This window comes from Acinetobacter sp. HA (genome assembly GCF_000264725.1).
GTDB lineage: Bacteria > Pseudomonadota > Gammaproteobacteria > Pseudomonadales > Moraxellaceae > Acinetobacter > Acinetobacter schindleri.
In genome coordinates this window covers 13,475-26,548 of the sequence record NZ_AJXD01000009.1, presented here as the reverse complement: position 1 = coordinate 26,548, position 13,074 = coordinate 13,475, and the positions used below count along the sequence as shown (strand labels likewise).

Annotated in this window: 11 protein-coding genes and 1 pseudogene; 3 read left to right on the top strand and 9 right to left on the bottom strand. The window is 43.3% G+C overall.

The genetic code is table 11. From position 1 onward, the window contains the following. The first annotated feature begins 35 nt into the window (after positions 1-35). On the top strand, positions 36-1,115 hold the full coding sequence (leuB, locus tag HADU_RS02605; protein ID WP_004890344.1) for a 3-isopropylmalate dehydrogenase: 1,080 nt from the start codon (positions 36-38) through the stop codon (positions 1,113-1,115). Between the two features lie 64 nt (positions 1,116-1,179). Here the strand turns inward: leuB and HADU_RS02600 are convergent, their stop codons facing one another. From HADU_RS02600 to infA, 3 genes are all read right to left on the bottom strand, one after another. Continuing rightward, entirely contained in the window at positions 1,180-1,590 is a 411-nt protein-coding gene (locus HADU_RS02600; protein ID WP_008303312.1) for a hypothetical protein, read from the bottom strand. 150 nt (positions 1,591-1,740) lie between these two features. Further along, positions 1,741-2,121 carry a hypothetical protein gene (locus HADU_RS02595; protein WP_034592109.1) on the bottom strand — a complete coding sequence of 127 codons (381 nt, stop codon included), beginning with the start codon at positions 2,119-2,121 and terminating at the stop codon, positions 1,741-1,743. A gap of 148 nt (positions 2,122-2,269) precedes the next feature. Next, positions 2,270-2,491 carry a translation initiation factor IF-1 gene (gene infA / locus HADU_RS02590; protein WP_001284370.1) on the bottom strand — a complete coding sequence of 74 codons (222 nt, stop codon included), beginning with the start codon at positions 2,489-2,491 and terminating at the stop codon, positions 2,270-2,272. A 231-nt stretch (positions 2,492-2,722) separates the two neighbouring features. Here infA and HADU_RS02585 point away from each other — a divergent pair, with 231 nt between their 5' ends. Further along, a complete protein-coding gene (locus tag HADU_RS02585) occupies positions 2,723-3,730 on the top strand; it encodes an AraC family transcriptional regulator (RefSeq protein WP_004813317.1) in 1,008 nt (335 codons plus the stop codon). Between the two features lie 89 nt (positions 3,731-3,819). On the opposite strand, the gene truA is transcribed toward HADU_RS02585, so the two are convergent. From truA to asd, 5 genes and pseudogenes are all read right to left on the bottom strand, one after another. Then, positions 3,820-4,617 carry a tRNA pseudouridine(38-40) synthase TruA gene (gene truA / locus HADU_RS02580; protein WP_004813314.1) on the bottom strand — a complete coding sequence of 266 codons (798 nt, stop codon included), beginning with the start codon at positions 4,615-4,617 and terminating at the stop codon, positions 3,820-3,822. A gap of 18 nt (positions 4,618-4,635) precedes the next feature. Beyond that, on the bottom strand, positions 4,636-5,619 hold the full coding sequence (locus HADU_RS02575) for an asparaginase domain-containing protein (protein WP_004813312.1): 984 nt from the start codon (positions 5,617-5,619) through the stop codon (positions 4,636-4,638). Positions 5,620-5,649: 30 nt separating this feature from the next. Then, on the bottom strand, positions 5,650-7,059 hold the full coding sequence (locus tag HADU_RS02570) for a hypothetical protein (protein ID WP_004813307.1): 1,410 nt from the start codon (positions 7,057-7,059) through the stop codon (positions 5,650-5,652). A gap of 73 nt (positions 7,060-7,132) precedes the next feature. Continuing rightward, a pseudogene (locus HADU_RS02565) lies at positions 7,133-8,706 on the bottom strand (hypothetical protein). A 147-nt stretch (positions 8,707-8,853) separates the two neighbouring features. Continuing rightward, positions 8,854-9,972 carry an aspartate-semialdehyde dehydrogenase gene (gene asd / locus HADU_RS02560; protein WP_004813302.1) on the bottom strand — a complete coding sequence of 373 codons (1,119 nt, stop codon included), beginning with the start codon at positions 9,970-9,972 and terminating at the stop codon, positions 8,854-8,856. 188 nt (positions 9,973-10,160) lie between these two features. Between asd and HADU_RS02555 the strand changes: the two genes are divergently transcribed. After that, positions 10,161-11,288, top strand: coding sequence for an endonuclease/exonuclease/phosphatase family protein (locus HADU_RS02555; protein ID WP_008303268.1), 1,128 nt, complete (start codon positions 10,161-10,163; stop codon positions 11,286-11,288). A gap of 764 nt (positions 11,289-12,052) precedes the next feature. Here HADU_RS02555 and HADU_RS02540 read toward each other — a convergent pair. Next, a complete protein-coding gene (locus tag HADU_RS02540) occupies positions 12,053-12,988 on the bottom strand; it encodes a lauroyl acyltransferase (RefSeq protein WP_008303264.1) in 936 nt (311 codons plus the stop codon). Between the last annotated feature and the right edge of the window lie 86 nt (positions 12,989-13,074).

Genomic DNA, 13,074 nt, shown 5'->3' with positions numbered 1-13,074 from the left:
TCAGTGAAATGCTGACTTTATAAATGGAATATCTCATGTCTAAACAAATTTTGATTTTAGCTGGTGACGGCATCGGTCCTGAAATTGTGAAAGCAGCAGAGCAAGTGCTGACTCGCGTAAATGAAAAATTTAATTTAGATCTAAGCTGGGAACATGGCCTGTTGGGTGGTGCTGCGATTGATGCACATGGTGCACCTTATCCAGATGTGACTTCTGAGCAGGCAAAAAAAGCTGATGCAATTCTGCTTGGCGCTGTGGGTGGTCCTAAATGGGATACGATTGAACGCTCAATTCGTCCTGAACGTGGTCTGTTAAAATTGCGTAGTGAACTGAACCTGTTCGCGAACCTGCGTCCGGCGATTCTCTATCCGCAACTTGCTGATGCGTCTAGCCTGAAACCTGAAATTGTAGCTGGTCTAGATATCCTGATCGTACGTGAATTGACAGGTGGTATCTACTTCGGTCAACCACGTGGTATCCGTGAATTGGAAAATGGTGAAAAACAAGGTTTTAACACTGATGTGTATTCAGAATCTGAAATCAAGCGTATTGCCAAAGTTGCATTTGAACTTGCCGGTCTGCGTGGCGGTAAAGTATGTTCAGTCGATAAAGCAAACGTGCTTGAAGTGACTGAGCTTTGGAAACAAACCGTTACTGCATTGAAAGAAGAGCAATATCCAGACATCAACCTATCGCATATGTATGTCGACAATGCTGCAATGCAGTTGGTACGTGCGCCTAAACAGTTTGACGTAATTGTCACTTCTAACCTGTTCGGTGACATTCTGTCTGACGAAGCAGCAATGTTAACGGGTTCAATTGGTATGTTGCCATCTGCTTCTCTAGATGAGAATGGCAAAGGCATGTATGAACCATGTCATGGTTCTGCACCAGACATCGCAGGTCAAAACCTAGCAAATCCATTGGCAACCATTCTGTCTGTTGCAATGATGCTGCGTTACACCTTCCGTGAAGAAGCGGCTGCAAAAGCAATTGAAGATGCAGTAGGTCATGTATTGGATCAAGGTTTACGTACTGCGGATATTATGTCCGAAGGCATGAGCAAAGTCGGTACAGTGGAAATGGGCCAGGCAGTAGTTGCTGCATTGAACTAAATTTCACTCCAGAACTGATCAATAAAAAACGCAGCTCAGGCTGCGTTTTTTTGTGTCTGCTGAATTAACAGGTTCGGCCGGTATATTTCACTGCTTGTGCAATATTGTCCTTGAGTTCAAAAACAATTTTACATTGCAGGTTTACGTCATAGCCACGCGATGGACTATGTGTCACCGGAATGGGTACTGTTCCAGTACCGGCAACCGGATGCTGAGCAACAGAGAGTGGAAGTGCAACGGGACGCTGCACGATATAGACCAGTTGCCCGGCTGAAAGTACGGGTTCATTTACCTGTTGGTAGCCGAGTTTGCTTAAATCCAGATTGGCATAAATGGTTTGGCTAGACTGTCCAATATACTGCTGTAAATAAGCGTCACGTTCGGCTTGAGACAGGGTAGGCGTATGCGTACATGCAGACAACAGCAGAAGCATACCTGGTAATACGAGTTTTATTTGGCGAAATGCAGATAACATATTCTGACTCCTACAAAAGCCATTGCGGTTATTGTAGCGAGGAGAAAACGAGCTTATTGTTGTAATTTGACACACGGTAGAGAGAAGTATCCTGATAAATTGGATTTCTCATTAAATCCCATACAGGTTTCAAACTTCACTGGACACAGTTTAACAAGCTTTACCAGTATAACGAATGTCCTGAACAATTTCATCTTTCAAGTCAAACCAGATTTGGCATTTCATCTTAATGTTATAACCTCCATTCGAAGGCATTGGAATTGGTGCACCAGGGGAGATACTTTGACTAATATTAGGTGTACCCATCGGAATATTCATATCCCGGAAAATAGTATAACTGAGAAAGTCTGCTGTCTGGATGGGGTGCTGGGCGGTTTTAAATCCCATTGCACCAAGATCAAGTTGGCTGCGAACCTGTGCGGCAGTTTGACCGATATAGGGCTGTAGAGAATGATGCAGATGCTGATTGCTGCCTGTAGCACATGCAACAAAAGACAAGCTGGAAAGCAGAGTCAAATATTTCATATTCATTGTTTTTATAAATATTGTTTTAATTAAATTGAATAGTCTTGTAATTCTCAGGCTATGTCAATTTTTTTATTTATTGGTAAATAATGAATAATTAAAGTCACAAAAAAAAGCCACCCTGATCAGTGGCTTTTTTTACTGACGCTAAATCTTAGCGTGCACGATAAGTGATGCGACCCTTAGTTAAGTCGTAAGGAGTCATCTCCACTTTTACACTGTCGCCAGTTAAAATACGGATGTAGTGTTTACGCATTTTACCAGAGATATGAGCAATCACTTCGTGGCCGTTTTCTAAACGTACACGGAACATAGTATTAGGAAGCGTCTCGGTGACAACGCCTTCGAACTCGATGAGTTCCTCTTTATTGGCCATAGCCTACCTAAAAGAATAAATTAGAAAGGCGCAAATTATAGTCAATTTTTTCGTATAACACAAGGCATAGCAGGCTTTAGACTGATCATCTGAAAGTAAAATAAGCGAAGCATCAGTACAAATATTTTAACTAAAAAACTGCTTGTTGATGTTGTCAGTTTGGTCAATCACAGTTAATCTAAAAAATATCTTTTTAGGTATAAATGAAGCACATACAAGGAAGGTTTTTGAGTGGGTCAGCTAACAGATGCATCGGTTGTACTGCGATTAGGCTACCAGGCGATACGTCGTGCGGGTTTGCCAACCGAAGAATTGCTTACTAAAGCAGGAGTTGCCTTAAACCAGGTTGAAGCCAATGACCGTACCCCGTTGAGTGCACAGTATGCATTCTGGGTCGCGGCAGAAGAGGTCAGCAAGGACCCTGATATCGGCTTACATTTGGGTGAACACCTGCCACTTTACCGTGGTCAGGTCATTGAGCATTTGTTTATTTCATCAGAAAATTTTGGTGAAGGGCTAAAACGTGCCTTAGCTTACCAGCGCCTCATCAGTGATGCCTTCCATGCGCAACTGGTCGTGGAAGATGACCGCTGTTATTTGACCAATGGTGAACAGCTTTTTGCCGAAAACATCGTCAATCGTCATTTCACTGAATGTGCCATGTCTGGTGTACTGCGTTTCTTTAAGTTTATTACCGAAGGGCGTTTTGAACCGATTTATATCGACTTCAATTTTTCTAAAGGCGCAACTGATGATGAATACTTCCGTGTCTATGAATGCCCAGTAAGTCTGGGACAGAAAGAAACACGTCTTTATTTTGATTCAAGTATTCTTGAATATCCGCTTTGGCAGGCAGAACCAGAATTACTCCAGCTGCATGAGCAGTTAGCAATTGAAAAGCTGCAAGAGCTGGCACGTTATGATCTGGTGGGTGAAGTGCGCCGTGCCATTGGCTCAACCTTGGAAAGTGGGGAAACCACGCTAGAAACAGTCGCTGCCCAGCTGAATATTACTCCCCGCCGTTTGCGTACTCAGCTGAGTGAAGCCAATACCAGTTTCCAGCAGATCCTTTCGGATTATCGTTGCCGTCTGGCTAAACGCTTACTGGCAGGCACCAGTGAAAGTGTAGAGCGGATTGTTTATCTGACCGGTTTTTCTGAACCAAGTACCTTCTATCGTGCTTTTAAACGTTGGACCAATGAAACGCCAGTGGAATATAGAAAGCGCAAGCAGCGTTAAATCCCTCCTAACCTCCCTTTAAAAAAGGGAGGAATTTCCTCTCTTTCCAGAAGGGGGGAGAGGAGGTAAATTAATAAAAAAGGATTTAATTATTCTGGCATGTTTAACCAATGTGGTCCCAAGGGCACTTTCGGTAAATTAAATTGCTCAGGATAATGTGCCTGAATAAAGTAGAGTCCATCTGATGGTGCTGTCACACCTGCCGCTTTACGGTCTTCTGCAGCAAAGATGGCATCAATCTGATCGATGTCATACATGCCCTGACCAATTTCCAGCAAACAGCCCATGATATTGCGCACCATATGATGCAGGAAACCATCAGCCTGAATATCCAGGACCAGATAGTGACCATGACGAATTAGGCGACAGTGATGCACATGGCGTACAGGTTGATTGGATTGACAGGCAGAGGCACGGAAACTTTCGAAATTATGTGTGCCTTCAAACTTTGTCGCAGCTTCAATCATCTTGTCGACATCTAAATCGTAATGGATATGGGTGACCTGTTTATGCAATAACGCAGAACGCACAGGATGATTGTAGACTACATAACGATAACGACGGGCTTGGGCTTTAAAACGGGCATGGAAATCCATGTCCATTTCCTGAATCCACTGAATTGCAATATCTTTAGGAAGCTGACTATTACAGCCGCGTAACCAGCCATATTCGGAACGATCAGCAGAGGTATCGAAGTGAGCAACCATATTGGTGGCATGCACGCCGGCATCAGTTCGACCTGCACCATGCAGGATAATAGTTTCATTGGCGACTTTAGACAGAACCTTTTCAATCGTTTCCTGCACGCTTGCTACGCCGGGCTGTTGGGTTTGCCAACCTCTGTAGTGTGCTCCACTAAATTCAATACCAACTGCAAAACGCTGCATATTCACCTCAAGATTCAACTAATCAGACCAATGGTGATGCCATTGCTCCACGCTGTCGTATTGTAAATACATTTTCAGGGCTTTTGCATATAGATCGGCATGGCCATAGGCATCATTGAGTAAAATCCGGCAGTCCTGTACCCATTCAGCAATAGCATAGCGTTGGTCTGTGCTCCCGAAAGGTACTTGTGTAGTCAAAACTACAGCACAGCCAGCATTATAGAAATCATCAAAAAGCTGAATGAGATCAGGATTAACTGCGAGATTTCCTGTGCCAAAACCTTGCAGAATCAGGAAATTTGGAGGTGAAGCCAATAATTGCTTAAGGTTATGAAGTTGCTGATCTAGCCCAACCGGCTGCATCATTATACTCAGACAATTAAATTGCTGTGCTTTAATTAAATCTTTTGCAGTAATGGTATGTGTATATAGTTGCGGTGGAATTTTTACTTCTGCATCTATGCCAGCAAAGGCCTTGAGTTCAGTAGTATGTTGCTTTAACGCTGTTCTGCCATGAACCAGTTCCTGGTTAAATGCCAGATAAACGCCCATCTCGACCTGCTGTACAGAATCTAGAGCAAAGCATAGGTTGTCCAAAGCATCACTGAATTCGCGTGGCTGCTTGCCAGCTGCATTTAATAATGGGTACTGGCTACCGGTTAAAACAACATAGGCAGATTGCCCTAAAAGATGCGCCAGCACGGCACAGGCATAGCTCATGGTATCTGTACCATGAATGATAACAAAGCGCTGATAATCCTGAGCCTGCAGTTGCTGAATAAATTGAATCAAGGCTAGCCAATCAGGAGCAGTACATGCACTGCTGTCCTTAATTACAGGGGCGCAGAAGCACTCTACCGAATGCGTGTCTTCATGCAATAAGTCTTTTAGTTTTATAAAAAAAGATTCGGCAGGCATAGGAGCAAGTGGATCACCAACGCATCCAAACGTACCTCCTATATAAATCAATGCAATATTTTTCATCATAAAAAAAGCAGCCATAGTGACTGCTTTAGTGTAGAACGAATTTACTTAAGAAGCGATTCGATTCAGTAATTGATCAACATGGGTACGTTGTTGTGGACTGTAGTCCGCTTCCTTTTCTGTCAGGATTTCACGTGCGGCATCATAGGCACCCAATTGAATATACTGCTCTGCCAATTCCAGATTTAATACTACTTCATCCGTTTCCGTTAATTCAGGGAATGATTGAACCAGTGGATCATTTTGATGAGCAGTTGAAGTAACGGGCGAAGATGGAATATCAAAACTGATTGCAGCACTGGCTGATTTTTCAGGAACGGCATCCAGTTTAAAGTCCAATTCTGAGACAGCAGGGACTGCTGGAATTATAGGTTCATGTGTAGTTAAACCTGATAAATCAAATTCTGGTACTGCGATTTCTGGCTGAGTTTCTGTGGTTGACGTTGTATCTGCCGAGAAAGAAAAATCAAGAGGTTGAACTGATTCTGCAGTAGGTACTGCTGTCACTTCTGGTTTTTCTGAGCTGCCTAAGTCAAGCTTAAAATCCATAACCGGTGCGGCAGTTCTAGGCTCGGCAGCAGATGCAATTTCAGTTTCAGCTTTTGTTGAGCTATCTAAGTCAAAGCTAAAGTTTAGTGCAGATGGGGCAGTATCCGATGTTGTCGTCGGTGTAGGCTTAGATACAGGAGCGTCAGAGAAGTTAAACTCTAAACCTGTAGCTCCTGGCAGATCCTGGGCTGCATCACTTGCCGGTTTAGTTAGAGTGGGCTCAAAATTAAATTCTAGCGGCTGGATATCATTCTGTGATGGCGCCGGCTCAAATACAGCTTTTTGAGGCTTATTTTCTTGTTGCAGTTCATCAAAAGCAAGATCATTAACTACTAGGCTGTGGGTTGGGGATAGCTCTTCAAAGGCAGCAGTGTTGTCTACAGGTGCTGCCTCAGTTACTGATGAGCCAGCGCTTAACTGGGTAGAAGGGAAACCCAGTGTATCCTTGGTCGGCGTAGCTGTATTTTCAAACTCTGCCTTTTTCGCTTCTGCCTGCGCAAGAATATTATCCAAACCGAGTGAACGGACATGCGTGATTAACTGGGAAATGGCAAATTCATCTTTCTGCTGAATATGGATATCAAGGAGCAACAGATACAGTTCATGCTGGCGGTTGTCTTTTTTGAGCGCCTGATTGATTTGTGCTTCAGCGGCAAAGAAATTTCCTTCATTGATCAGACGTTCAATTTTCTTGCGCAGATCTGCTGAAAGAGCAATAGCTTCTTGGGGGTTCGCTGCAACTTCTTCAACCACCCGGGTTTTTGCTGGGGTAGCCCGTGCTGAACTGGTGGTTTTTCTCGCTTTCGCTGTAGTTGCCTTTGGTTTATCTGACCCTTGAGCATCCTGACGTTTTTTGACTACGATCAGAACGATGATCAATAAAATTAATGGAATCACATAAATCAGCATGATAAGTACCCCTTAGAGATAGAGGGCTCCATATATCCACTCATCCCTGTAAATCAATGTATGTAATGATTAGTTAATTGGCTTTTTTATCTGCCTGTTGTGCTTTCAACTGCTGTTGCAGTCGGGCAAGACGGGCATTTAATAATTGAATTCTCTGATCCTTCTGATTAAGCGCCAATTCTAATTCAGTTACGTTTCTCTGTAATTTAACGGTTTTTCTCGAACTGTCATAACTTTTAATGATAACTCTTTCGAAGTTTGACGGTCTAATGTGTTTTGATTTGCAGAAAGTTGCTCAGATTCTTGCTGGTTCTCAGCAACCAGACTCATTTCAGCCTGATTTAAACGATATTTGGTACTGCCTTTAGCCTTGTTCTGAACTTGTGCAAGCTCAGATGTCTTGACGGTAATTGGCTGTTGTTGTGCGGGCGCAATATGCAAATTCAGTGCCGCACCACGCTTCAGACGATTCGCATCTCCGCCAATAAAGGCGTGTTCATTATTTTTTTTAATTTGCTGCATGACTTCACCGACACCGCGGTTTTGTTCCTGAGCAATACGTGCAGCAATTTTCCAGAGAGATTCATTGGATTGAACCACATAACTTGCTTTTGCAGTAGATGTCGGACTCGCTTGAGGGGAATGTTGCACTGGAGCCGGAGCTGCTCGAGGCGGTTTTTTAGGAGTGGCTTGCTTCTGTTTTGCGACTTGTTCTTCGGTATATTTTTTAACTAATGGGTCGCTGGAATTGGATTGTGGCGCAGCAGCAGGATAGGTTGCCACTGGCTTTTGATTTTGTACTTTTTGAGCTGGTATATCTTGATTCTGCTGTGCAACAGGCGCTGCTGAAGCAGCTTGTGCTATCTGAGTTTTTGCTTGAGCTGTGGTAGTGACTGGATTTTTTTGCAGACTATTTGAGGCTAGAGGCTTTTGTTGAATAGCTGGCATTGCCGGTTCAGCGATTGGTGGTGTCAAAGTACTTGTGACTGGACGCGTATTCACAGCTGTAATAGCTTCCTCAACCTTGGCTGGAGCCTGAACAGCGGGAGTCGTTATCGATGTTGTCTGAGGGATAGAGTTTGGTGATAATGGTGGTGGAGCAAGACGCTGTACAGCCAATGGTTTTTCCAGAGCCTTGGTACTCGCTGCTGCAGTCTTGTATTGCGTACTGACAGGTAAATTTAAACCAATTTCATTTTCATTCACCACCACGACTGGGGTTAATGTTCGTTCATTCGCGCTGATTGAAGCTTTTAGCAGATCTGTCTTGGGTTTGAGTGTGGTCTTGATATGTTGTAAGCGTGCTGCATTGCCTTCTTTAACCTTAACTACAAAATTCAGATCATTTTGAGTGATTGGGCGTGAAGAGGTAATAGTAATCACACCTGTTCCATTGCTACTACGACGGGTAAAAAAATTAAGATGACCGGGAGGTTGATGCGTAGTGCCCAGCGTCATTAAATCTTCTGGCGTAGCTAAACTCACTTCAATCGGTATATTGATATCTGACTGACGGAAATTCATTTCCGCATAGAGTAATTCCCCGGGTGCCGATTGAACCTGAACTGGCTCAACCGTGATTGCAAAAACAGGCTGTGCCATCATCATGGTTAAAGTAGCAATTTTAAATTTTTTATATACAGTCATCTTCATTCTAGGCTCAGCATCGGTCATATTATAGGCAATATGACTCGATGATTGGGATGTCTATGTTTGTTCAACTATTTTCTTGATAGTGACACAAAAAAGCCGATCAATAAAGATCGGCTTTTAGATTGATTATAACGCGCTTAATTAAGCATTTTTATAATCGATCAGAATGCGTAACATACGGCGTAAAGGCTCAGCAGCGCCCCAAAGTAACTGGTCGCCTACAGTGAATGCGCCCAAGTATTCTTTACCCATGTTCATTTTACGCAGACGGCCGACTGGAACAGTTAATGTACCGGTTACTGCGACAGGCGTCAGATCAGTCATTGATGCTTCACGTGTATTTGGTACCACTTTTGCCCATTGGCTAGACTGACGAATCATATCTTCGATTTCATTCAAAGGTACGTCACGTTTTAGCTTCAAGGTAATTGCCTGAGAGTGACAGCGCATGGCACCGATACGTACACAGTGACCATCGATTGGAACGATCTGCTGGTTGCCCAGGATCTTGTTGGTTTCAACCTGACCTTTCCATTCTTCTTTCGACTGGCCGCTTTCTAGCTGCTTGTCGATATATGGAATCAGAGAACCAGCTAGCGGTACACCAAAGTTTGCAGACGGGAAGCCTTCACCACGTTGTAATTTAGCAATTTTAGAATCGATGTCCAAAATTGGAGAGCGTGGATCATCGAGTAGGTCTTTAGTATTGTTATACAGGTAACCCATGCCTGTGATCAGCTCACGCATGTTTTGTGCACCTGCACCAGATGCCGCCTGATAGGTCATCGAAGTTGCCCATTCCACCAGGTTATTCTGGAAGAGAGAACCTAGGCCCATCAGCATCAGGGAAACCGTACAGTTACCGCCAACGAAAGTTTTAGTACCTTTCACTAGGCCATCTTTGATCACGTTCAGGTTAACCGGGTCAAGTACGATGATTGCTTCATCATCCATACGCAGGGTAGACGCAGCGTCAATCCAGTAACCATTCCAGCCTGCAGCTTTCAGCTTAGGGAAAACCGCAGTGGTATAATCGCCACCTTGGCAGGTAATAATGACATCCATTTGCTTCAGACGATCAATGTCTGTCGCATCCATAAGTGCTGGGGCAGTTTTACCACCAAATGCCGGTGCTTCACCACCTGCATTACTGGTAGAGAAATAGAATGGCTCAAAATGAGCAAAATCATTCTCTTCAACCATACGTTGCATTAGGACGGAACCAACCATCCCGCGCCAACCGACCAGACCTACTTTCATGTCACTTTGCCTCGGTGCGTTAAAAAATTAAAGGGGGTTCGAGTGTACCAAAAAGGGACTCAACTGCAATAGCTACACAATAGAAACATCAATAATATTGAGCGAAATATCTTGTTTATGTTACATACAAAATTGATAACGCAGATTTTCTTCTAGAAAAAATAACAACATAGTAAAAGAGTCACTTTATGATTTTGTTTATTCAGATATTGTCAGTGCTGGTCATCTGGCTCAGTTTCTGGTCCCTGATTCCTCGTGATGAATGGTGGATCCGTGGCGCCGATTTCCCGCGACTACAAATTCTGATCATTGGCTTCATTGCACTAGGACTTTATATATTCTGGGAGCATTCCTGGACCTTGATAGACCAAATTATTTTTGTAGGGCTGCTCGCGGCACAAGCCTACCAGTTGAAGATGGTCTTGCCTTATACCTTTATCTGGAAGAAACAGGTGAAGAAGGTCAAACGGCAGCAACTGGATCCAAGCAAACAAATTTCTTTACTGGTTTCTAACGTGTTAATGACCAATGAAAAATATCATCTATTACTCGAACAAATTCAACATTTAGCTCCAGATCTGGTACTGACGCTGGAGACCAATTCAGAATGGCAGAAACAACTCTCAGTGATTGAAGCGGACTATCCCTACCGTGTACCTGTGCCTTTAGATAACCTGTATGGGATGCATCTCTACAGTAAATTAAAACTCAGCGATACCGAAGTGAAATTTATTTTGAGTAATGAAATTCCTTCAATTCATACCACAGTCACTTTACGTTCTGGCCATCCGGTTCAGTTATATTGCCTACATCCAAAACCGCCAAGTCCGACTGAAGCCAAGGACTCGAAACTGCGTGATGCTGAATTGCTGATTGTTGGAGATCAAATCAAGGATCTCGATGAAAGCTGTATTGTGATGGGTGATTTAAATGATGTCGCCTGGTCACGTACTACACGTTTGTTTCAGCGTATTAGTGGCTTGCTCGACCCGCGTGTCGGGCGCCGTTATGTTAATACCTTTCATGCCGATTATCCGATGTTCCGCTGGTCACTTGACCATGTCTTTCACAGTACCGACTTTGCTTTAGTCCATATGGAGCGTTTGCCACATGTGGGCTCGGATCATTTTCCGGTGTTTGTGGTACTACAAACCGGGCGAGTCTTTGATCATGTACAAGAAGAACTGGAACAGACTGAAGAAGATGAGCAACAGGCTCAGGAAGCTATACAAGAAGGTATTGAAAAAGCTGAGAAAGAAGAAAAAATAGTCACGGATGAAATTGCTCAAACTTACAAAAATGGTTTAAAAGTGTGATGGATTTATCGGAAAAGTGTACGAAATGGCTTACACAGATTGGGGTCTTAAACGATATTTATTCCTCGATGATTCCAATATTCTGCTTATATCAGCACAGGGAGTCGAGAAGGGAATTTCTCATAAGGAAGACGAAGCTGAATGAAGACATCATGGATATGATGATGAAATGGAAATCACAAAAAACCAAGAATTAAAATGTTGAAAGCACAACCTCATTAACCCGGGTTTTTACAGGATGTAGAGCCCGGGTTAAACTATTTTAGAGCTTTAATTTTCTTTTTTATTTAATTGATTATTAAAACAATTTATTGAGGTGAAATAATGTCTGAAAAACGTGTATGCAGTTTATTATTTCTGACAGTGACTCAGCCCAGGAATTTGAAATATTTGAAGTCTATCATGCCAATCGATGGTCAGCAGCTAAAAGACGCAACTGCTTTTAGAAGCCTTGAACCATTCTCATAGTCTTGTGACTGCCCATATAAATGGTTGACTGGTTGGACTCGGTAATGCCATTTTTGATGGCTAACTGGTGATGTATTTTCCCATTTACTGGTTCATCCAGAACTACAAGGGTAGGGCATTGGTCGCCGAATTATGCAGGCCATTCTACAGCGTTATTCAGGATTTCATCAAAAAATTTTAGTTGCTGACCAGCATGCTACCGGCTTTTATCAGGCTTTAGCTATGTTGGTCATACTGAAGCCATGTGGATTTATCAGGAAATAAATCATTAATCCATGATGAAAGAGTTCGAGAACTCAATAAATCGAATCATAACCCTGTGGGCGGGTCTTAAAACGGCGATGGAACCACATATATTGCGTTGGGGCGATCCGTAACTGGCGTTCAATAATCTGGTTCACGCGAGTGGCATCATCCAGTTCATCTGCGCTTGGCAGGTTTTCAACGGGTGGCTCAATCAGGACATGATATTTGGGATTTTTGATATCGCCGTGACGGTAGAAATACAATGGGATCGCAGCGGCTTTGGTCATTTTTAATAAACGACGATGTGCGGTCACGGTTGCAGCAGGAACGCCAAAAAATGGTGACATTACGCCTTGTTTTAAACCGAAATCCTGATCCGGGCTGTACCAGATCGCATGTCCATTTTTCAGATTACGCACCAGACCACGCATATCATCATGGTCAATCTGGTTAGCATAAATTGTGGCACGGCAGCGATAAATCAGCATATCCAGCAAGGGGTTATTCTGCGGACGATAGACGACATCCGGTTCAAAATATTGGGCACACAGGTAGCCGCCAGCATCCAGCAGGGTAGAGTGTGTACCCAGTAATAATGCACCTTTTCCTTCAGCTTGTGCTTGCTGGATATATTCCAGACCTTCAATAGTTACACGGCCTTTAAACCACTTTGGCGTGTACCAGGCATTTAAGGTTTCAAACACACCGAGCATCTGGTCAATAAAGACCTGACGGGAATTTTCCTGCACTTCTTGTGCAGACCATTCTGGAAAACACACTTCCAGATTGCGCACTGTAGTTTCACGGCGAGATTTGAGATATTTATAACTTAAGCTACCCAGTAAAGAAGCCAGACGGTACTGAATCGCCCAAGGTAAAATCGCCAGAATCATCAGGAATACAATGCCAATCCATATGCCCCAATACTGGGGAGACAGGAAGGCCCACTGAAATTCACCGGGTTGGTAATCTGGCTTTTTACTCATAATCTGCTATTTAAACCTCAAGATATCTGCAGTGTAGCAGAAGAGCTTTTTGAAACAAAAAAGTGAAAATAAAAAAAGCATCTGTA